General features: G+C 59.4%; 14 protein-coding genes. 11 read left to right on the forward strand and 3 right to left on the reverse strand.

Annotation, left to right across the window (positions count from 1 at the left end; translation table 11 throughout):
* The first annotated feature begins 19 nt into the window (after window positions 1-19).
* From PV407_RS10645 to PV407_RS10660, 4 genes are read left to right on the forward strand one after another with little or no spacing between them, the layout of a single operon-like run.
* On the forward strand, window positions 20-1,000 hold the full coding sequence (locus tag PV407_RS10645) for a metal ABC transporter solute-binding protein, Zn/Mn family (RefSeq protein WP_442951643.1): 981 nt from the start codon (window positions 20-22) through the stop codon (window positions 998-1,000).
* A 35-nt stretch (window positions 1,001-1,035) separates the two neighbouring features.
* Window positions 1,036-1,806 carry a metal ABC transporter ATP-binding protein gene (locus tag PV407_RS10650; RefSeq protein ID WP_332089897.1) on the forward strand — a complete coding sequence of 257 codons (771 nt, stop codon included), beginning with the start codon at window positions 1,036-1,038 and terminating at the stop codon, window positions 1,804-1,806.
* An 18-nt stretch (window positions 1,807-1,824) separates the two neighbouring features.
* A complete protein-coding gene (locus tag PV407_RS10655) occupies window positions 1,825-2,748 on the forward strand; it encodes a metal ABC transporter permease (RefSeq protein WP_332089933.1) in 924 nt (307 codons plus the stop codon).
* Complete coding sequence (locus tag PV407_RS10660) at window positions 2,745-3,626, forward strand: metal ABC transporter permease (protein ID WP_332089898.1); 882 nt, start codon at window positions 2,745-2,747, stop codon at window positions 3,624-3,626. Before PV407_RS10655 ends, PV407_RS10660 begins: the two co-directional genes overlap by 4 nt.
* A 115-nt stretch (window positions 3,627-3,741) precedes the next feature.
* On the opposite strand, the gene PV407_RS10665 is transcribed toward PV407_RS10660, so the two are convergent.
* Window positions 3,742-5,511, reverse strand: a complete 1,770-nt coding sequence (locus PV407_RS10665; RefSeq protein ID WP_332089899.1) for a hypothetical protein — start codon at window positions 5,509-5,511, stop codon at window positions 3,742-3,744.
* Between the two features lie 311 nt (window positions 5,512-5,822).
* On the opposite strand from PV407_RS10665, the gene PV407_RS10670 reads away from it, so the two are divergent.
* The 5 genes from PV407_RS10670 (at window position 5,823) to PV407_RS10690 (ending at window position 17,318) form a co-directional block, all read left to right on the forward strand.
* Complete coding sequence (locus PV407_RS10670; protein WP_332089900.1) at window positions 5,823-7,202, forward strand: ABC transporter substrate-binding protein; 1,380 nt, start codon at window positions 5,823-5,825, stop codon at window positions 7,200-7,202.
* A gap of 63 nt (window positions 7,203-7,265) precedes the next feature.
* On the forward strand, window positions 7,266-8,567 hold the full coding sequence (locus tag PV407_RS10675; RefSeq protein WP_332089901.1) for an ABC transporter substrate-binding protein: 1,302 nt from the start codon (window positions 7,266-7,268) through the stop codon (window positions 8,565-8,567).
* Window positions 8,568-8,676: 109 nt separating this feature from the next.
* Window positions 8,677-10,293, forward strand: coding sequence for an ABC transporter substrate-binding protein (locus tag PV407_RS10680; protein ID WP_332089902.1), 1,617 nt, complete (start codon window positions 8,677-8,679; stop codon window positions 10,291-10,293).
* Window positions 10,290-12,551, forward strand: coding sequence for an AraC family transcriptional regulator (locus tag PV407_RS10685; RefSeq protein ID WP_332089903.1), 2,262 nt, complete (start codon window positions 10,290-10,292; stop codon window positions 12,549-12,551). The genes PV407_RS10680 and PV407_RS10685 overlap by 4 nt, the downstream gene beginning before the upstream one ends.
* A 327-nt stretch (window positions 12,552-12,878) precedes the next feature.
* Window positions 12,879-17,318 (forward strand): S-layer homology domain-containing protein, encoded by a 4,440-nt coding sequence (locus PV407_RS10690; RefSeq protein ID WP_332089904.1) that lies wholly within the window; start codon window positions 12,879-12,881, stop codon window positions 17,316-17,318.
* Between the two features lie 398 nt (window positions 17,319-17,716).
* Here the strand turns inward: PV407_RS10690 and PV407_RS10695 are convergent, their stop codons facing one another.
* Window positions 17,717-19,039, reverse strand: coding sequence for an extracellular solute-binding protein (locus PV407_RS10695; protein ID WP_332089905.1), 1,323 nt, complete (start codon window positions 19,037-19,039; stop codon window positions 17,717-17,719).
* Window positions 19,040-19,246: 207 nt separating this feature from the next.
* Window positions 19,247-20,560, reverse strand: coding sequence for an ABC transporter substrate-binding protein (locus PV407_RS10700; RefSeq protein ID WP_332089906.1), 1,314 nt, complete (start codon window positions 20,558-20,560; stop codon window positions 19,247-19,249).
* Between the two features lie 299 nt (window positions 20,561-20,859).
* Between PV407_RS10700 and PV407_RS10705 the strand changes: the two genes are divergently transcribed.
* Both PV407_RS10705 and PV407_RS10710 read left to right on the forward strand, forming a co-directional pair.
* A complete protein-coding gene (locus PV407_RS10705) occupies window positions 20,860-21,456 on the forward strand; it encodes a YqaA family protein (protein WP_332089907.1) in 597 nt (198 codons plus the stop codon).
* Window positions 21,457-21,568: 112 nt separating this feature from the next.
* On the forward strand, window positions 21,569-22,630 hold the full coding sequence (locus tag PV407_RS10710) for a Gfo/Idh/MocA family protein (protein WP_332089908.1): 1,062 nt from the start codon (window positions 21,569-21,571) through the stop codon (window positions 22,628-22,630).
* Window positions 22,631-22,657: the final 27 nt, after the last annotated feature.

Below are 22,657 nucleotides of genomic sequence, written 5' to 3' on the forward strand. Positions count from 1 at the left end.
CCGTGAAATCGGGGACCGAATGCTACGGAGGTTGGTTGACGTGCTGAAAACATTGCTGCAAAGCCGCGCGGTTCGCCGATTGCTGTATGTCCTGCTGCTCGTGGCGGCGGCCGCGACGGCCGCCGGCTGCGAAGCTTCCAAGCCGGCTTTTTCCGGCGCGGAAGGCAAGCTGAAGGTGACGGCGACGATCGGGATGATTACGGACATCGTGCGAAACGTCGGGGGGGAGCGGGTCGAAGCGGTCGGCCTGATGAAGCCGGGCGTAGACCCGCATTTGTACAAAGCGACGAAGGGGGACATCGACAAGCTGACCGAAGCCGACGTCGTCTTCTACAACGGCCTGCATCTGGAAGGGAAGATGGCTTCGATTCTCGAGAAGCTGGCGGCGAAAAAGCCGACCGTGGCCGTTTCCCGCAATATCGACGTCTCGAAGCTGCGCGATATGGGCGACGGCTCCGGGGCGTACGACCCGCACATCTGGTTCGACGTGCTGCATTGGATGAACGCGACCGAGACGGTGCGCGACGAGCTGATCCGGCTGGACGGCTCGCATGCCGCCGAGTACCGGGCGAACGCGGACGCCTATCTCGCCAAGCTGCGGGAGCTGCACGAGGAGACGAAGGCGAAAATCGCGCAAATTCCCGAGAAAGGGCGCGTTCTCGTCACGGCGCACGACGCGTTCGGCTATTTCGGGGACGCGTACGGCATCCGCGTCATGGGGCTGCAAGGAATCAGCACCGCCTCGGAGGCCGGGCTGAAGGACGTGTCGCAGCTGCGCGATTATTTGGTCGATAACGGCATCAAGGCGGTATTCGTCGAATCGAGCGTGCCGAAGAAGACGATCCAGGCGGTCGTCAGCGGCGCGAAGGAGAAAGGACACGAGGTGCGGATCGGCGGCGAGCTGTTTTCCGACGCCATGGGCGAAGAAGGAACGCTTGAAGGCACATACATCGGGATGGTGCGGCATAACGTCGATACGATCGTGAATGCGCTCAAGTAACGGGCGAACGAACCGATAAAGGGAGGAACGGGAAAATGAGACAGAAGGAGCCATGTCCGTTGTCCGTGCGCGAGTTGACCGTAGCCTATCAGCGAAAGCCGGTGCTGAGCGACGTCACGTTCGAAGTGCCGGAAGGGAAGCTGATCGGAATCGTCGGGCCGAACGGAGCGGGAAAATCGACGCTCATCAAAGCGTCGCTCGGCCTCATTCCGAAAGTGCGCGGGGAGGTGCTCATTTACGGCAAGCCGTACGCGCAGCAGCGCAAGCTGATCGGCTACGTGCCGCAGCGCGAATCGGTCGACTGGGACTTCCCGACGAGCGCGCTCGACGTCGTGACGATGGGGCGGTACGGCCATCTCGGCTGGTTCCGGCGGCCGGGCGCGAACGAGAAGCGGATCGCGATGGAATGTCTCGACAAGGTCGGCATGGCCGATTACGCCGGCAGGCAGATCAGCCAGCTGTCGGGCGGCCAGCAGCAGCGCGTTTTTCTCGCCCGTGCGCTCGCTCAGGACGCCAGGCTGTACTTCATGGATGAGCCGTTCGTCGGCGTCGACGCGGCGACCGAGAAGGCGATCGTCACGCTGCTGAACGAGCTGAAGAAGCAAGGAAAGACGGTGCTGGTCGTCCATCACGACTTGTCCACGGTGAAAGAATATTTCGATTGGGTCATTTTGCTGAACGAGCGATTGATCGACGCGGGTCCGACCGAGAGCGTGTTTACGGCGGCGGGCCTGCAACTAGCCTACGGCGGCCGTCTCGCGGTATTGGACCGCACTCTGGACGCGCCGCTCGTAACGACGAGGTGATGCGAAGTGATCGGTCAAATGATCCAGCTGCTGCAAGATCCGAACGTCCGGTGGATTCTCGCGGCTTCCATGCTGCTCGGGCTTAGCGGCGGCGTCCTCGGCAGCTTCGCCTATCTCCGCAAGCAAAGCTTGATGGGCGATACGCTCGCCCACGCGGCGCTGCCCGGCATATGCATCGCCTTTATGCTGACCGGCTCGAAATCGATTTTGTTTTTCTTAATCGGCGCCGCCGTCGCGGGGGTGATCGCGACGTTCGGCATCGGCTATATTACGCGCAATTCCCGGATCAAGCAGGACTCGGCGCTCGGCATTGTGCTCTCCGTTTTCTTCGGCGTCGGCATCGTGCTGCTGACGCAAATCCAGCACGGCGACAGCGGCAACCAGAGCGGTCTCGACAAATTTTTGTTCGGGCAGGCGGCGGGCATGGTCGTCTCGGACGTCGTGACGATGGCCGTCGTCTCCTTCCTGCTGACCGGCATTTGCGCGCTGCTGTACAAAGAGTTCAAGCTGCTCAGCTTCGATCCGGGCTTCGCGAGAGGGATCGGGCTGCCGGTCGCCGTCCTCGACCAGCTGATGATGTTTCTGATCGTCGTCGCCGTCGTCGTCGGCATCCAGGCGGTCGGCGTCGTGCTGATGGCGGCGATGCTCATTACGCCGGCCGTTTCGGCCCGGTATTGGACCGAGCGGCTCGGCGTCATGGTCGTGCTGGCCGGCGCGTTCGGGGCGGTAAGCGGCATGGCCGGCACGCTGATCAGCACGGCCGACGACCATTTGCCGACCGGACCGCTCAGCGTGCTGGCGGCGACCGGCATGTTCGTCGTCTCGGTGCTGCTCGCGCCGAAGCGCGGCGTCGTCTCGAAGCTGCTGCTTCGGGCGAAAGCGAGACGGGCGGCGAACGCCGGGTTCGAGGCGCGGCGGGCGGAACGGGGGGAGACGGCATGAACGAGAACGATTTGTGGATATTGCTTACCGGCGCGCTCGTAGCCGCCGCCTGCGGATTGCTCGGCAGCTTCCTCGTGCTTCGCCGCATGGCGATGATCGGCGACGCGATCAGCCATTCGGTGCTGCCCGGCATCGTCATCGCCTTCCTGATCAGCGGCACCCGCGACTCGGTCGCGATGCTGTTCGGCGCGGCCGCGATCGGGCTCGTCACCGTCTTCCTGATCCAGCTGTTCCAGCAGGGCGGCGTACAGTCCGACGCTTCGATCGGCGTCGTGTTCACGGCGCTGTTCTCCGTCGGGGTGCTGCTCGTCAGCATGTACGCGAGCAAGGTCGATCTCGACCTGGACTGCGTCCTGTACGGGGAAATCGCCTTCGTCGGCCTGGATACGATCGCCTTCGCCGGCTTGGAGCTGCCGAAGGCGGTCTGGATGGTCGGAGCCGTGCTTCTGCTCAGCGTCGTCGTGCTCGGCCTGTTTTACAAGCAGTTCAAGCTGTGCGCGTTCGACGCGGCGATGGCGGCGGCGGTCGGCATTCCGGTGGCGCTGTTCCATTACTTGCTCATGGGACTCGTCTCCGTCACGACGGTCGCTTCGTTCGAAAGCGTCGGCGCCATTCTTGTCGTCGGCATGCTGATCGTGCCTGCCGCGACCGCCTACCTGCTGACGGAACGGCTCGGCGTCATGATCGTCTACAGCGTCGCGATCGGCGTCGCCAGCTCGGTCATCGGCTATTTCGCGGCCGACGCGACGGACGCTTCGATCGCGGGCTGCATGGTCGCCGCGGCGGGAGCGCTGTTCGTGCTCGCCTTCCTGTTCAGCCCGACCCACGGCGTCGTCGTCAAGCGGCTGCGCCAGCGGCGGACGCGCGTGGCGGTTTGATTCGCCGCCGCTGCACGAAAAGGAGCGTGCCGCTTCGATCGCGGCACGCTTTTTTTATCGGCGCAATGCGGGGATCGCTCGGCAACGGGGCGGGGCGACTTCGCCGGCGGCTCCGTCAAGGAATGCTGACGGCGGTCAGCGCTCCGCTGTCGGAAACCTGCAGCCTGAATTTGCTTCCGTTCGGCGAAGTGAGCACGACGCCGTGGCCGTTTTGGATAAACGTCAAATCGCCGGCGACGAAATCGCCGCTGTTGGCCAAATATTTGTTGCCGCCGATATAGTAGGAATGGCCGAAGATGCGGCCCAGCCGCACGTCGCCGGCATATTGCCCGGTAAACGTGAATTTGATTTTGTCGATGTCCTTCATAAGCCCGTTCAACACGTTGCTTCTAAGCACATAAGCGGGCAAATAGCGCATATGCTTCATATCCTGCACCGTGGTGTAAACGACCCCGTTCGAATCGGTTACGTCGAGCCGGATTTGTTCGGGACAGCGATTGTACATGAAATAAATGCCCAGGTTTTCGATTCCGCCGCTCACATAGTCGCCGGCATGGCCGTAATAATGGCGGCCGTTGAAATCGACCTCGAACGAAAAGACGCTCCCCCCGGCCAAATTCAGCCGCAAATACCGCTTGTCCTTTCCTTGAAACACGCCGTCGAGGCTTCCGTCCAACATATATTCCGACCCGCTTACGATCGATACGCGATGCAGCACCGGGGCGGCGTGAAAAATATCTTCGTAGTCCCCGTTGTACTTCCGGTAATCGCCGCCCGGCAAATGCGTCAATTTGTCTTTGTACGGGATTTTGTGGCCGTTCAGGTCGCGAAGGCTCACATAGTTGTATTGGCCCGCGTCGATATAATTGCTGCCGTCGAAAAAATTCAAATGAATTTGGTTTTGTCTCGACGTCTGCGTCAAGTTGACGATCAGGCACGCTTTATTGACCGCGTCCCAAACGAAACCGTTCACATAATTGCCCCGGCCTTCGAAATGAATCATCTCTTTGCAGCGGTCGTTATACTGCAGCTGCACGTTGTTGAACGTGTTTCCGTCGACCTGGTTGAGCGCCGCATGATCGCCCGTTCCGTAAATGTAATAGTCGCAATCGCTGATGACGACGTTGTTCAAAATGTTGCCGGTAATGTAGTTGTAATTGACCGTATCGCCGACGTGGGCGGGCGCTTCCATAAATATGCCTTTGCCGAACCCGCGGATCCGCATATTGTTGAAACGGACGAAGCTGAGGCGGGACGGGGCGGCGGCAGCGTCGAAATGGATGCCGTTCCCGACGTTGTTCTGCACGTGGCCTTCGAGGCGCAGCGTCTCGATGTACGCATACTGGAAGGAGACGCCGGTCACGAACGCGGCATTGAGATACAGGGCGGATTCCGAATAGTTGTTGATATCGACATGAAGAAAGGCTTTCCCCAGCAGCGCCGTATCCTGCCGCATGTTCAACCCTTTCGTATTCGCTTTCAAACGCAGTCTGGCGCCTTCGACGAAATAGAGGGCGACCTGCCGCTTCAAGTCGATCGTATTCGTGATGAGATGGTCTCCGGTCAAAATCAACGTTCCTCCGCCGTTTGCCGCGATGAAATCGATCCCCGCCTGAATGGCCGCCGTATCGTCGGCCGCCCCGTCTCCCGCCGCGCCGAATCCGCCCGCATTCAACCCGCGATCCTCCGCGTCCCGCTTCAGGCTGTCGATCCGCGCCTCGAGCTCTTCGCATCCGGCGCCGTAAACGCTGCCGGTTACGCTCGAATTCGCGAAGCCGGTCGGCAGCAAAGATTGCGATCCGACGACCGCTCCGGCGATCCCCATCGCCGTCAAAAGCTTCCTTCGGCTTATTCGCCGCTCCTGGTCCGGGTGCTGCTGCTCCATCAAACGATCCCTCCTTGTTCGTACGGACGGGTGTCCGCCTCTATCCCCATGATCGCGGAATCGGCGGCCGGCCGTATACTTGCAATTCGTCCATCGGACATTCAAAAGGTTACACTTCCTTTTCCCGCCCTATTCCGTTATGTTGGTGCATAAGAAGCTAGGCGCGTTCGGCGCGAAACCGGCGACCGTAACAAACGGATAGGCCGAAATACAAATTGCGTGTATGCATTCGGGCGTCGGTGCGGTCATCATGGAAGCGGGGATTGCGTCCGTGCCGTCCTTTGCCGATTGCCGAAAGGAAGGGAATAGCGATGAACGCAGCAGCGATCGAGACCGGGAAAGGAGGGCAGGCGGGCATTCGGGTGAGGAGAGGCATGATCGCGGTCGCGCGGATCGGACTGGCGGGCTTGCTGCTCGGCGCTCCGCTCGCCGGATGCGAGCGAAACGGCGGGGCGAACGTACCGCCTCCGTCCGGAGGCAGCGAGCGGAGCGAGCGCGACGCCTCCGAGGCGGCGGAGCGGGCGCCGGTAACGGTATCGTTTTTCCCGGCGATGCCGTTTACCGATGCCGATTTCGACAAGATCGTCGTACAGCCGGTACGCCGCAAATATCCGCATATTACGGTCCGTCGCATGGGCGGGAATTTGACCCATACGTTGGCCGCGGGCGACATACCCGACTTGATTCAGACGCACAACGGAGTTTTGCAGGAGTTTTACGACAAAGCGATCGCGGGCGACATCAACAGTCTCGTCCGCAAGCACGGCATCGATACGGACCGGTTCGACGGCGCCGTTCTCGACTCGCTGCGGACGGGCAGGGGCGAGCTGCTCGGGCTTCCGTACGCCGTCAATTTCACGGCGCTGTATTACAATAAGGGGCTGTTCGACAAGTTCGGCGTTCCGTATCCGCCGGACGGCATGACCTGGTACGACGCAATCGACATCGCGAAGAAGCTTTCCCGCCGGGAGGGAGGCGTCACGTATCGCGGCCTCGACCCGGAAGGAATGAGCCGGATCGCCCGCCAGGCGGCGCTCGATTTCGCGGACGGGCGGACGATGAAATCGAATATGATGAACCCGGGCTGGAGAACCGTTTTTGACATCGCCAAAGCCGTTTATACGATTCCCGGCAACGAACCGAAGGACGTCAACGCAAGCGGCGGCGTCGCCGATTTTATGCAGGGGACCGTAGCAATGATGGCGACCGTCAATCTGTTCGACCGGCTGGGGGAAGCGGCGCGAAAAGGGCTCGATTGGGACGTCGCCGAGTACCCGAGCATTCCGGGAGCGCCGCATGTCCATACGGACGTCGATGCGCACATTCTCGTCGTTCCGCCTACGGCGAAGCATAAGGACGCCGCGATGCTGGTGGCGGAAGCGATCGCATCGAACGAGACGCAGCTGATTATGACCAAGGAAACGGCGCGGCTGTCGCCGCTGCGCGATCCGGCGTTCAAGACGGCGTTCGCGTCCGACATGGATTTCGTCAAGGGGAAGCGGCTCGAAAGCATTTTCAAAAGCCGTATGATTCCGTCGCCGATTCGGACGAAATATTACACGGAAACGAAAGCTTTCGGACTGAGCCAATTCAAGGACTACGCGTCCGGCGTCAAAGACCTGGACACGGCTTTGCGCGGCGCCGACGAGCAGATCAACGACTTTTTGGGCACGCAGCTCGGCAAGAAATAGCGGCCCGAGCGGCAAGGCGCCCCGACATCGGGGACCGCTCTCCGCACACAAGGGGGAACGACCATGAACATGAATAAGAAATCGGGTTTGGCTTTATCCGCATTGGTGGCGGCGGCGGCCGCATTGGGAGGCTGCGGCGGGCAGCAGGCGAAATCGCCCGAGCCCGGGAACGCATCGGCTCCGGAAGCCGTCGGCGCCGAGCCGGTCACGATCACGATTTTGAGCACGGGCGGCTTGCCGGAGGCGGAGCTGGATATGATGTACGCGATCGCCATGAAGCAGTATCCGCACATTACGATCAAAAAAAGTACCGGTAAAATCGAAAATTTGATCGCGGCCGGCGAAACGCCGGACATCATCATTACCCATACGGGTAACATCGATTCGTACCAAGATTTTAACTTGCTGACCGACATTACCCCGCTCGTCAAAAAGCATAAAACGGATTTGGGCAAGCTCGACCAAGTGGCCCTGAACGCCCATCGGGTGACGAAGCCGGACGAGCTGAACGGTCTCCCGTTCTGGGAAAACTTCGTCGCGCTCTATTACAATAAAGATATTTTCGATAAATTCGGCGTTCCGTACCCGCGCGACGGGATGACCTGGGACGAGACGATCGAGCTGGCGAAAAAAGTATCGAGAGAGGACGGCGGCGTCAAATACCAGGGGCTGGCGCAGTACGCCATCCAGCGGTTCGGGCGCATTATGGGGGCTACGCTGTACGATACGAAAAACAGGAAGGGCACGTTCGAAACGCCGGAGTGGAAGTCGGTGTTCGAGCTGGTCGGCAAAATCCATTCGATTCCCGGCAACGAGGCGCCCGTGCCGTTTACGACGGCGAGAAACGACAGCTTCCTGAAGTCGCGCGATTTGGCCATGTACGCGACGGTCAATCTATTGACGCAGCTGGTCGAAGCGGGGAAATCGGGCATGAATTGGGACGTGGTCCAGTACCCGAGCTTGCCGGGCCATAAAGACGTGTTCGACGAAGTGAACGCAGGCTCGCTGGCGATCACGGGCACGAGCAAGCATAAGGATGCGGCGATGCAGGTGCTGACGGCGTTCGTCTCGGACGAAATGCAGTCGATGATCGCGCGGAAGCTGGCCCGGCAAACGGCCATGCGGGACCCGAAATTCAACAACGAGCTCGGCGCCGACATTCCGGAGCTGAAAGGGAAAAATATCGCCGGCATTTTCAAAAGCCGCGCCGTCGAGTTGAAAAACCGCGGCAAATACGTCGGGCAGGTGGGCACCATTTTGGAAAAGCATTTTGTAAGCTATTACACCAACCAGACGGACGTCAATTCGGCGCTGCGGGCGGCGAACGAGGAAGTCAACAAGCTTCTGGAAGCGGCGGCGAAATAGGGGGCCGGCACTGCCGCGCGCCGTCCGGGAACGGTCGGCCGGCCCTATGTACAAGCGTTCGGCCATCCTTTACAATAAAGGGAATGCGAGTGGTTACTGGAGGCGGAGCATGGAGCCGAAGACCAGAAGGATCGGATGGGCGGCGGCGGCCGTTCTGTTCGCCGCGGCGTGCTGGGCGATCGGCATGACGGCGGCGCGCAAGGGCGCCGAAACCGAACGCGCTTCATCGATTGAGCAATCGATTACTATAAAGGCGTTTGCCGGCTACTCGCCGGCCGTCGCGTCGGATTGGAGCCGGCTGCCGTTATGGCGGCAGTACGGGAAGCTGAGCGGCATCCGCGTCGAATGGCAAACGGTTCCGGCGTCGGAAGTCGCGGACCGGCGCAACCTGCTGCTGAGCCGCAGTCCGGAAGCGTGGCCGGACGTTTTGTACGGAACGCAGCTGTCGCCGCTCGAGCTGGTCGGCTATGGCGCGTCCGGGGCGCTTCTTCCGTTGGAACGGCTGATCGACAGCTGGGCGCCGCATCTCCATGCGCTGCTGAACCGCTATCCGGACGTGCGCCGGGGGATGACGATGCCGGACGGCCATATTTATTCGCTTCCGATGCTGTACGATCCGGAATTCGGTTCGATCCTGACCGGCCGGAAGCTGTGGCTGAACCGGTCTTGGCTGGAGAAGCTCGGCGAGAAGCCGCCCGAGACGACGGAGGAGCTGTACCGTCTGCTGAAGCGGTTCGTCGCGAACGACATGAACGGCAACTACAAGCACGACGAAATCGCGCTGCTCGTACAGGATATCGACGCCCTGGAGCTGGTGCTGAAAGGAGCGTGGGGGCTCGGAAACCGGGGCGCCGAGCATCCGTACGTGGACGTCCATCCGAAAACGGAAGGGCTGCGGTTTATTCCGGCGAGCTCCGAGTACAACGAGCTGCTTCAATTTATGCATCGCCTGTATGCGGAAGGGCTTCTCGACAATCGTCTGTTCGCGATGAACGAGAACGAATTTTTGCGCCTCATCCGCGAAGGAAACGTCGGGGCTTTCGTCGGTAACGGCCCGCCGGCTTCGCTTGAAGGCGAATATGTTGCGGGACCCGCGCTCGCCGGACCCCGCGGAGATCGGCTGTTTGCCGGCGTGAGCCATCCGCTCCATCGCGCCGGGGCGTTCGCCATCACCGCCGCGAACCGGTATCCGGAAGCGACGATCGCCTGGGCCGATCATTTTTATAGCGAGGAAGGTAACCGGCTGTTTTTTCTGGGCGTCGAAAACGAAACGTACCGGTCGATGCCGGACGGGACGTTCGCTTATACGGAAGCGGTCGCGGAGAAAGGAGACGGCGCCGCCGCGGAGCGGATGATCGGCCGATTTCTCGTCTGGCCGCGCGCCGAGTACCCGGGCATCGTGACGAAATCGACGTTTAAGGGGGCGGAAGCGTCCGTCCCGGCCCAGGAAGGGGCGAAGCGGCTGAAATCGTCGCTTCCCGCCGAAGTATGGCCGGGCTTCGCGTACACGTCCGACGAAAACGATCTGATGATCGCCTACAGCGCGGATATTCAAGGCTACGTGGCCGAAATGCGCGATCGTTTCGTTACGGGCGAAGTGCCGCTCGACGCGTGGGACGATTATTTGGTGTCGCTGAGGCGTAAAGGCTTGCCCGGCTATATGGCGATTTATGCATCCGCTTACAATCGGTTCGCCATGCGCGATGCGGGGGGAGAACGGCCATGATGCGCCATGCCGGATGGAGACTGGCCGGTTACGTGTTGTCCTACGTCTCGCTCGTCTGCATCGCGCTGTTCGTCGTCGGGATCGCCGTCTACGGGACGTTCCTCCGCTCCATGGAACGGGAAATCGCCGGAACGTCCGTCTCGATGCTGGAGCAGGTGCGGGACGTCACGGATGCGCGCATGATGGACATGAACCGCATCGCCCAGCTGATCGGCGCCGATCCGGATCTCGTTTCCGACGTGCCGGCCAGCGAGGGATACCGGATGGGCGAGAAAGTGCGGAGCTTGGCCAAATTCAAGGCGGCGGGCAGCTTCGTCGGCGAGATTGCGCTTTATGTGCGGGGGAGGTCCTGGGATCGCGTCTATGCCGCAAGCGGCATGTACGAGCTCGATTCCTTTTTCGGCGAAGCTTACCGGTACGCCGACTGGGACGCCGCATCGTTTCTGGCGCAATTCGCGCAGCTGCGCCAGCCGTTTCTCCGTCCGCTGGAGCCGGTTACGCTGAACGGCGTCGAGACGCGCAACCGGGCCACCTACTTGTATCCGCTGCCGCTCAACGCCAGCCGCCCTTACGGCGTCATCCTGTTTCAGATCGACGAGCGGGAATGGAGCGGCATGATCCGCAGCGTGCTGAAGGACAGGGCGGGCTTTGCCTATATCGCCGACGACCGCGGAAGGCTGGTCGCTTACGCGTCGGAACGCGTCCTCGAGGGCGAAGCGGAAGCGGATTCGCGGCTTTCGCGGCTCCCCGGCGACCTGCCCCGCGACGGCGTGCGGACCGTTACGCTGGACGGGGAGAAGCTGTTCGTCACCCGGATCGTATCGGGCTATAACGGCTGGTCGTTCGTCAGCATCGTGCCGGCGGAGCGGGCGCTAGGCCCGGTCATCCGCAGCCGAAACGTTTTCGCGATTTCCGTGCTCGGCGTGCTGTTCGTCAGCGCCGTTTTGTCGTTCGTCCTGGGCGAGCGCCGCTACCGCGCGGAGCGGAAGCTGCAAACGGTCATCAAGAGCCAGTCGCGGATCGTGACGGAAAAGGCGCTGCTCGATATGATTCGCGGACGGACGAAGGAGCCGGACAATACGCCGCCGGCTTTCGCGCCTGCTCCGCCGCTGCCGGACTTTCCGCACGACCGCTTCGTCGTCGCGCAGCTGCTGATCGACCGGTACGGGCGCGTCTCCGTCGGCGGCATGCGGTCCGGGGAAGCCGTCATGACGCTCAGCTTGAAAAACGTGCTGGAGGAGCTTTCCGGCGATATCGGCCAAGGCTATACGCTGGATGGCTTGGAGCCGGAGGGCGTCGTTTTGCTGCTGAACTTGAAGGAAGGCTGCGGCGTGGAGCAGGTGAAGGAGCTGACCGACAAAGCGAACGACTTTCTCGAGCGGCATTTCCGATGTACGTGTACGGCCGGGATCGGTAGCATATATGTCGGCGCCGACCTCGTTTGCAAATCGTATCTCGAGGCCAACCACGCGGCGCGCAGCCGGTATTTGCTCGGCGGGGGCCAAACGTTCGTGTACGCCGGCTCGCGGGAAAACGGGTCCGGCCGTTACCGGTACCCGTTCGATCTGCACCCGCTCCTTTCGGCCGCGATCCGCAAAGGGGACAAGGACGAAGCGAGCGCGCGGATTCGCGAAATCGTGGCCAACCTGTCCGGGCAGCCGCTCGATGTGGACATGGGGGAGCGGCTTTCGTTCGACCTCGTCCATACGATTATGAAGACGGTCGCCGAATCCGGCGTCGAGCTGCCGGAAGAAGCGGAGGCCGCTCTGACGGAGCTGTACGCGAACCGGTTCGAGACGATCGCCGAGCTGGAGGAGGCCGTCATCGCGTTTTGCCTGGACGTGTGCGACCGGATCGCTTCCCGCAAGGAGAGCAAAAACGCCGGTCTGCTGAAGCAGGCGCTCGCCTTCATCGACGAGCATTACACCGACAGCGGCTTGTCTTCCGAAGGCATCGCCGACTCGCTCGGCGTTTCGCGGTCTTATTTGTCCCGCTACTTCAAGGATCAGACCGGAAGCCCGCTCATGCAGTACGTGGACGGGCTGCGCATGGCGAAGGCGAAGGAGCTGCTGATCGGCACCGATCTGAAAATCAAAGACATCGTCGAGCAAGTCGGACTGACCGACCCGAACAACTTTTTCCGCAAATTCAAAAAGCGCGAAGGAGTGACGCCGCTCGAATACCGGGCTTTCGGAGGCGGCGGAGGCGGAGGAGAGGGAGCGGCATCCGGGGACGGGACCGGATCGACTCCTTCATAATCGATTTTCATAACGTATGAGGGCTGGCGTGCCGGTTTGTGACGGCGCGCTTTATTTGTGCCGCGGTATACGGTGCGAACGGGCGAAGAAGCGAATGAACCGGCCGCGGTTGCATCATGTTTGCGTCATGATCCGCCATTTGTAGAACTTTTTTCGTCATTCTTTATATAAATCGACAAAAAACGCCATTAATCTCGTTTCTCTTCTGCTACTATACGAATAGGAAAAACAAACCATTTCTAGACTTGGGAGGTCGGAAAGCAAACATTTGAAAAGTACAGATGAATGGGAAGTTACTTACAGCAATCCGTACATGGAGGGGACGACTTGGCATTATCGCTCGCAGTTCGCAAATGGATTACCGCGGTAACCGCAATCAGTCTATTATTCGCATTATGTTTGCCGGCCGGCGCATGGGGCGCGGAGCAAGCGAGGCCGGAAATGGAGGCGCAATCGGCTGGCGCGTCGGTTTCCGGGTTTGTTTATGAAGTTTCCGGGGACCGTATTTCGTTTTCGCAGGACGTTACGAAATGGGCTTCGAGTCCCGACGGCCGTTACTTGTACGCGGTCAGCAACGCAGGGAGAAAGCTGCTGTACATCGACACGGCCGATTTTACGGTCAAACGCGACGTGACGCTGCATTCGCGGCCGTCGGACATCAAGTACGCGGAAGGCAACCTGTACATCTCTTTGCCCGACGAGAAAAAAATATCGGTTGTCGATACGGCGTACGGAACGTCGGTTAAGGGCAACGTGTATCAAGTAGCTTCGGCCAAGGCGCCGAGCCGCTTCGCCGTTGGCGGAAGCTTTATTTACTACACCGATGCCGGCGAGCTGCGCAAGCTCGACATGCGCTCCGGTACGGACGACAAAATGACGATTCCGGGGCATGAACAAGCGCAGTCGCATTTCGTTTGGAACGACCCGGCGGAACCTGCTCTTTATGTAGGCACGGACGCAGGTACGTTCAAGCTGGATCCTTCGACCGGCGAGGTTGCGGCGAGCAATCCCGGCTTGTTGTTTTACGGCGGCGACCCGGTAAAATTCGGCGATACGATTTATTGGGGGATGTTGTCGGTTTCGGCCGCGGACTTGCAAATTATCGGCGGGAACGAAGGCTTTGCGATTTATGCCGATTCGATCTACCGGTTCGCCGATAAAGCGGTGTACGATCGGCAAACGGGCGCTTTAGTGTCGGAATACGACCAGGCGAGCTTTTTGCACGTCCGCAGCGGCGGCAGCATGTTCGTTTATTATACCGACCTGAAACAGCTTCGAAAGTACGATTCGCTCGACTCGCTCAAGCTGGAAAATCCGGCCGGCCGCATTCCGGTTTCGCTTGCGCGATACCCGTCTTTTTTCGACAACGATTTCTATTGGGGAACGATCGCCGGCATTCTTACTTGGAGCATGGCGGCGGACGAGCGTTATATCGACGACTATGTCGTCTATTATATGGACGACGCGGGAAATAAGATCGGTTCCGCAATTGCCGTCGTCCCGAAAACCGCAGCCAGGGAGTACCAAATTCCGAAAGGCACCGTTCTGCCGGATAACGCCGCCGGTTTCGCCATCTATTCGAGAAACGGCTTCGGAGAAAGCGAGCGCTATACGTCGTTTCCGATCTCCGATTCGGTGTTCGACTACTCGGCCGGTATCGATAATTTGCATATCGAGGATGCGAATCCGCTCAGAGGAACGATCGATCTGCAGATGGTCTGGAAGGAAACGAGACCGAATCCGAAATATGCCGCATTGGAAGCTTATTATGCCGACTCGTTCGGTCAACCGTTACCGAAAAAAGCCGGCACGGCCGCGTTGAACAAAACGACGGACAGACAGACGCTGTCGCTCGGCAAGCCGGCGGACGGCTCGGCCAAACACGTCGTGGTGAAAATCAAGCGGAAAGACGGTTCTTATGACAGCAAGGAATATTACTTTTCGATCGCCGACAACGTCGCGGACGAGCCGGTTTCGGCCGCCGTCGGAGCACCCGGAGCGCCTGCGGACGTCGGATGGGGAGGCGTCGTCTTTTTCCTCGACACCGATCCGGAAGCGGGATATGCCGGAGGACGTCTGCAGTGGCTGCATCCTTACGGCTGGAGCGGCAGCGTAGCTTCCTATATCGCCTACTTTTTGAACGAAAACGACGAACGCATCCGGCCGATATTGGAAACGTCGACAGCGGACTTCCGGAAAGAATTCGGGTCGTTCGGCGATTACCTGCCGTTTATGAACGATCATACGGCAATTCCCGATGGCGCGGCCAAAATCGGCGTATTCGCCAAAAACGAGCACGGCGAAAGCGCAACGGGGCTGATCCGTTCCTTGTGGGATGCTCCGTATGCGAAGCCGGCACGAGTGCGGTTCGTCGACGAGAATCCGAATCGCGGCGCGATCGAACCGAAATTGACGTGGACCCCCGATTCGGAGGAGACTGGCATCGTCAACTATCGCGCGCTGTTTTTCGGGGAAACGATGAACATGCTGGAGTCGAACGTATTCGAAGCGGACCGCGACACATACCCGTACGAGATGAAGTTCGATATCGCCGATATTCCGGCTCAAGCTTCGTTTATTGGCGTCATGCCGGTAAATCGGTTCGGCGAATGGCCGATGGACGATCCCCGCATGTTCATGGCCCCGATATCCGACGATGTTTCCGCAAGCATTCCGGAACAAATACCGACGAATGCGACGCTGCCGAATTCCGGTTACCTTGCGTTCGGCGACGAGGACGGGGACGTCGGCGAAATCGGCGGGGTCTTGCAATGGAGCGAGTCATGGGGAATTTCGGGCTACAACGTTTATTTTTTGGACCGGGACGGGAAAAAGGTCGGCGGCATTTTGAGCGCCAAGTCCAAAGCGTTCGGCATTGCGCATATCCCGATGAATACGCGAATTCCGCAAAACGCTGCGCAGCTCGGCATCTATGCGTGGAACGGGTCGGAGGAAAGCGTCCCGACAACGACGCCGATTTACGACAAAAAGTATAGCGACACACTCCAATCTTGGCAAGTTTCGGCCGTATATGATCCACTCGAAAAGCTAGTGGCAATTTCCGTAAACGGACTGACAGCCGGCGATACGATCAAAGTTTTCGCGAACGATACGATCCCATATCCGATCGCAGCTCGGGTTTCCGATGGACAATCAGTTACGATCAAAATATCTTCTTTCGAAAACAGATCGAGATTGATCTATGTAACGATCACGAAGGAGGGATATTTGGAAAGCACACGTTTGGTCAAAACCTTTTCAATACCTGATGGCGGTGGAATCGGTAATCCCGGCACCGAAAATCCGGGGACCGGCAACCCGGGAACGGAAAACCCCGGTACCGGAAACCCGGGAACCGAGAATCCGGGTACGGGCAACCCCGGCACGGAAAATCCCGGTACCGGCAATCCCGGCACCGGGAACCCGGGAACCGGCAATCCGGGAACGGGCAGCCCCGGTACGGGTAATCCCGGCACGGGGACCCCGGGAGCGGCCGGACCGGTCGGGGGAGGGGGCTCGCCTTCGACGCCGCAGCAGCCTGCCGCTTCGGGCAGCTACGTCCCCGAAACGAGAAGCGAGTCGGCGAACGGCAAAACGTACGCCGTGGCCGAGCTGGACGCGGCGAAGCTGGCGGAGGCGTTCAAGCAAAGCCCGCAGCCGAACAAAGCGGTCGTCGATCTGAAGGATGCGGAAAACGCCAAAGTGCGCATTCCGGCGGGCGCGCTTGCAAACGCGGCATCTGCTTCGGCCGATTCGATCGTCACCATCAAAAAAGGCGGCGTTGCGTACGACTTGCCCGTCGGTCTGTTCGACGTTCAAGCGATCGCCGGTCGGCTCGGCATCGATCCGAAAGACGTGCACATTACGGTGACGATGGAGCAAGTGACCGGAGCCGCCGCGCGGCAAATCACGTCCCGGGCGGAGCGGGACGGAGTTACGCTGCTGACGGCGCCCGTCGAGTTCACGATAACGGTCGGTTCGGGCGGCAAGCAGGATAGCGTGAACGATTTCGGCAGCACGTTCGTCACCCGCTCGTTTACGCTGACGCAGACGGTCGAGTCGTCGCGGGCGACGGCCGTGCGGATCGATCCGGTTACCGGCGAGATGCACTTCGTACCCGCCGTGTTCGCGACAACGAACGGCCGGACGGAAGTGCGCATGATGCGTCAAGGCAACAGCGTATACGCCGTGGCGGAAACGAAGCCTAGGACGTTCGCCGACCTGCAGGGACATTGGGCGAAAGCGGACATCGAGCTGCTGGCGTCCAAGCTGATCGTCCGGGGCGCGACAGCCGACGCGTTTATGCCGGACCGGTCGATTACGCGCGCGGAGTTCGCCGCACTGCTCGTTCGCTCCCTCGGCATCGCCGACGCGAAATCGGGCGGCGCCCGGTTTGCCGACGTGCCGGAGGGCGCCTGGTTCGCGGGAGCGGTTGCGGCAGCGGCCGACAAAGGGCTCGTCAGCGGCACGGACGACCGGCAGTTCCGTCCGGACGAGCCGGTCACCCGCGAGCAGATGGCGCTGATGATCGCCCGCGCGCTTGCCATGACCGGCAAGAAGGGCGGCGGCCAAGCCGACGTTTTGACGCGGTTCGCCGATCGGGCGAGCGTGTCCGATTGGGCGGAAGCGGCCGTTTCGCAAGTGGTGCAGGCGGGACTGATGAACGGCGTGGACGATGGCCGATTCGCGCCGGCCGAGCAGGCGTCGCGGGCGCAAGTCGCCGTCATGCTGAAGCGGATGCTGCAGCACGTCGGGTTTATGAACTGACGACCGCTTGCGCGGCTTGTAACGGCTGTACGTGCTAACGGAATCATACGCGATTCGTCGCGCACGCCAAAAAGTCCCTCATCGAAAGATGAGGGGCTTTTTTCCTGCCGTCCCGACCGACGGGTGCCAACGAATCGTACAACCGTTATTGACGGCAAAACGGACGATTTTCGAGCGTAACGAATCGTGCAATCCTTATTCGGCGAAAATGACTGCGATTGGACGCCTGGCGAGCCCAATAACGTTACTCCGGTTCCTTAGAGCGAACGATGATTGAAATCGGGCCCGTTAAGACTACCTCGGTTCGTTAGAGCCGTGAGACGAGACCAGACGAGACCGGACGAGACCGGACGAGACGAGACGAACCGGCGTTGAAGCTTTACGAATGCCGATCCCGTCTACGGGATGACGATTTCTTTATTCGCCTTGTCTTCCACGCTGCGCAGCGCCGTATTGATGTCGGTGCCGCCGACCATGACGCTTTTGACCGTCTCGCCGATCAACAGCGAGTTGATTTTCGGGTCGTATTTGGAGGCGTCGGGCAGAGGCGACGGCGTCACTTTGAAGATGGCCTGCAAATCTTTCCCTTTGTAAATGTCGCTGTCCGAGCCGTACACCTTGCGAATGTCGTCGTTTTTCAGCACGGATAACCGTCCGGCTTTGCTCTGCTTCGTCTGGACGTCGACGCTGAGCAGGCTGAGCAGCACCTGGTACGCCGCTTCCCGGTATTTGCTCGATTTGTTGACGACGGCGATCGCGAAGTCGACTTCCTTCCCGAGGCCGGGCCGGTCGCTATAGCTCGGATGGGCGGTCACGTCCCAATTGAAGGCGTCCTTCGTCCCCGCCCGGGTGAAAAACGTAATCATCGCGGCCACCCAGTTCGGGTACATCGCCATCCGCTGCTCCTTGAAAAACAAGTCGACGGAATGGCTGTGGTTGCCGTTCTGCAAATAGCCGGGAATCGAATAAAACTGCTTCAGCAGCGAAAACACCTGCACATGCTTGTCGGACGTGAGCGACGCTTTCCCTTTCGCCCTATCGAACACGGGGACGCCGTACTGCCAATACATTTGCCGCAAGTCGGGCGGCATGACGCCGATATAGTTCGTGCTTCCGTCCGTCCGGGTCAGCCTTTTGCCCAGCTCGAGCAGCTCCTCGTACGTCATCGACGGCTTCGGATAAGGAACGCCGAACTTGTCGAACATGTCCTTGTTATACACCATGGCGCCGTAATTCATATAAAACGGCAAGCCGTAAAACGCCTTTTGGTCGCCGAGCTTCTGCATTTGCTGCACGACCGCCTGTTCCATCTGATTCAGGTTGACGCCGTACGTTTTGATCATTTGCGTCAAATCTTCCGGAATGTCGGCCTCGAGAATCGTCGCCAGCGAAGCGTTGCTGACGAGGACGAGGTCGGGAGGCGTTCCCGCGGCGAGCAGCTTGTCGAGCGTATCGGCCGTCTTGACGAGATTGATCTGAGGAAATTTGGCTTTGACCGGCTCGACGAAAAATTTCTGGAACTGCTCGTCCGTCGTTCCGGTATTGACGTCCAGTACGAGCAGCTCGGCCGGCCCGCCCTTGTATTCGCTGGCGTTCGGCTTCGGAGCCGAGCTGTCCGTCGCCGTCGTTTGTTTGGCCGGCCCCTGGCTGCAGGCCGCCAACGCGGTCGCCGTCGACGCCGCGCATAACAGTAAAGCCGCTTTGCGAAATCTGTTTTTCATAGGAACCCCTCCCGATAATCGCCCAACTAGTTGCAAACGCTTACGGGTAAGTATGTCATACTTGGCGAACCGGCATCGGTCATTTTTTTCCTGCGGATAGCCAATTTCTGCAATGGAGCGGCGGCGGGAGCGAATCAAGCGCAGCGCAAAAAAGACCGCCGATCGTCGAGCCGCCGGCAGCCTTTTCGCATCGCTCCGCAACGGTCGTTACGGAATGACGATCTCTTTGTTCGCTTTATCTTCCGCGGCGCGCAGCGCCGAATTGATATCCGTTCCGTTCACCATCACGTTTTTGACGACTTCTCCGGTGAGCAGGGAGTTGATTTTCGGGTCGTATTTGGATGCTTCCGGCAATGGCGAAGGCGACACTTTAAAGATGGACTGCAAGTTTTTCCCTTTATATACGTCGCTGTCGGAGCCGTATACGTTGCGAATTTCGTCGTTTTTCAAGACGGATAACCGTCCGGCTTTGCTTAATTTCGTTTGGACCTCTTGGCTGAGCAGACTAAGCAATACCTGATACGCCGCTTCCCGATATTTGCTCGATTTGTTGACGACGACCATATGGAAATCGACCTCTTTTCCGAAGCCCGGCTTGTCGCTGTATCTGGGGTGAGTGGTCAGATCCCATTTGAACGAATCTTTCGTTCCGGCTCTCGAGAAATAAGTATTGATGGCGGCAATCCAGTTCGGGTACATGGCCATCCGCTGCTCCTTGAAAAACAAGTCCGTGGAATGGCTGTGGTTGCCGTTGTTCAAATAGCCGGGGATCGCGTAAAACTGCCTCAGCAGCGCGAACACCTGGGCATGCCGGTCCGTCGTCAAAACCGCCTTGCCCGACGCCTTATCGAAGACGGGGACGCCGTACTGCCAGTACATCTGCCTCAAGTCGGGAGGCATGACGCCGATAAAATTGGTGCCGCCGTCCGTGCGGGTCAGCTTCTTGCCGAGCTCGAGCAGCTCTTCGTAGGTCAAGCCTTCTTTCGGGTAGGCGACGCCGAACTTGTCGAAAATGTCCTGATTGTAGACCATGGCGCCGTAGTTCATCGCAAACGGCATGCCGTAAAACGCTTTTTGGTCGCCGAGCTTCTGCATTTGCTGGACGACGGTCGGCTCCATTTGGCCGAGGTTGATGCCGTACGTTTTGATCATGGCGTTCAAATCTTCGGGGATATCGGCTTCGAGGAGAGTTGCGAGTCCGGGGTTGCTGACCAAAACGAGATCGGGAGGCGTTCCCGCGGCAAGCAGTTTGTCCAGATTGTCGGTCGCTTTCACGAGATTGATCTGAGGGTACTTGGCTTTAATCGGATCGACAAAAAACAGTTTGAATTGTTCGTCCGTCATGCCGGTGCTGACATCGAGGGCGAGGAGCTCCGCGGGCCCCCCTTTGTATTCGCCGGCCGTTTTGGCGCTGTCGGACGCAGGGGGCGCCGTCGACGGCTGGTTTTGACTGCAAGCGACGATAGGTACCATGATGGCTGAAACGAGTGCTACGGATGAAAACACGCGAAGTTTTTTCAACGAAGACCCTCCCGATTCAATTGGTTATGGTGTCGTCAACTGCCTTGGAAACGCTTACCTAATATTATTACACATTTTTCCGTTACATTCACGAGAATTTTTTCATGAACGCGAAGCGGGACTCCGGCGCGGAACTCGCCTTCTTCCGATACGGTCCTTCTCGGAACGCATGGCGAGGCCGGCGGCCTAGCTGGTCTATGGTCGTGGAACGATTGCGGCTTAAGTTCGTTTCGCGGGAAACGGATGACCGTTATTGTGAATCTATGGACTGTTCAGCTGAAACTAGGGGTGCCTGCGCAATGTTTCAAGAGACGATGGATGTTCTGCAAAACTTCGGCGTATGGGGCATGGTGATCCATTCGTTTCTCGATGCCGTCATTTTTCCGATTCCGGCCTTTTTTCTGCAAATGTCGCTCGGCCTGCTCGATCCTTCCTCGGCTTTATGGATCGCCACGGCCGGCTATGTCGCCTGCTTGCTCGGCACGCCCGTCGGGTATTGGCTCGGGCGGAGCCTGGGAGCCTCCGTTCTCCACAAATTGCTCAAAAAAAGCTGGGTCGACTCCGCTACGCAAATGTTCAACCGAAACGGGGAAGCGGCGATTTTCATCGGATCGTTTACGCCGATTCCGTTTAAGGTGTTTACGATTTTGTCGGGCTGCCTCGGTTTTTCGCTTTGGCGACTGATCGGATATGCCGCGATCGGCCGCGCGGTGAAGTTTTACGCCGTGGGCGCCTTGTTTTATTTTTACGGCCGGGCGGCGGAAGGGATGGTACACGGCTATCTTACCTATATTTTACTGGGCGTCGCTTGTCTGCTGACCGCTTTTTTGCTGATCAAACGCAAATGGCGGAGCAAAAAGCGTCCCGTCCCGCGGCAGGCGGCCGCGGAGGAATGAGCCGACGCCCGTGTGAAGGTATGATGAAGCTTGGCCGATACGGCTTGTCAATGAAGGCGAATGGGCGCATAATGGATACGGTTGCAAAATTCAGAAGCGGGGGAAAACGGAAGTGAACAAGCTGAGAGTGGCTGCCGTAGGAACGGGCAATATTTTCAGAAGCATCCATTTGCCGGCATGGCAGGCGAATCCGGAAGCGGAAATCGTCGCCGTATGCGACGCGTATAAGGCCGGAGCGCAAAAAATCGCCGACGAGCACGGCATCAAAGACGTGTACGACGACTACCGCGACGTGATCGCTCGGGACGATATCGACGTCATCAACGTGTGCACGCCGAACCTGTACCATTCGGAAGTGTCCGTCGCCGCGCTGCGGGCGGGCAAGCACGTCTTCTGCGAGAAGCCGGACGCGATCAATCCGGACGAAGCGGTTAAAATGGCCGAGGCGGCCAAAGCGAGCGGCAAAGTGCTGATGGTCATGCGCAACAACCGGTACCGCCCGGTGTCGCAGTTTTTGCGGTCGTACGTGGAAAACGGCCACATGGGCGAAGTGTATACCGGCCGGTGCGGCTGGCTGCGCCGCCGGGGCATTCCCGGCAAAGGTGGCTGGTTTACGACGAAGGAGCTGTCCGGAGGCGGTCCGCTGATCGACCTCGGCGTTCATATGATCGACCTGGCCATCTGGATTATGGGCAATCCGAAGCCGGTAGCCGTCAGCGGCTCCGTTTATACGAAATTCGCGGGCAGCGAGCTGTCCGACTCGGTCCACAGCGCGTTCGGCAACAAGCAGGAGAACGGCACGTTCGACGTCGAAGATTTGGCGACGGGCTTCATCCGCTTCGACAACGGCGCGTCGCTGCAGATCGAATTCAGCTGGGCGTCCAATGTCGAGTCCGAGGGGCGGTTCGTCGAGCTTCGCGGCACGAAAGCCGGCTTCAACCTGTTTAACGACGACTTGAAGCTGTTTACCGAAATCGACGGAACGCTGTGCAACATCGTGCCGCAGCTGCCGAAAGACGCCGGCGGGCACAAAGTGAACATCAATCATTTCGTCGACGTCGTCTTCGGCCGCGCCAAGCCGATCTTCACGCCGGAGCAAGGCGTCGATATGATCAAAATTTTGAGCGCGATTTACGAATCCGCCCAAACCGGCCGGGAAGTCCGTTTGGACTGATGCGTTTAAAAAATGTCGCGTAAAACG

This window comes from Paenibacillus sp. GYB003 (assembly GCF_036577625.1).
Classification (GTDB): domain Bacteria; phylum Bacillota; class Bacilli; order Paenibacillales; family NBRC-103111; genus Paenibacillus_AB.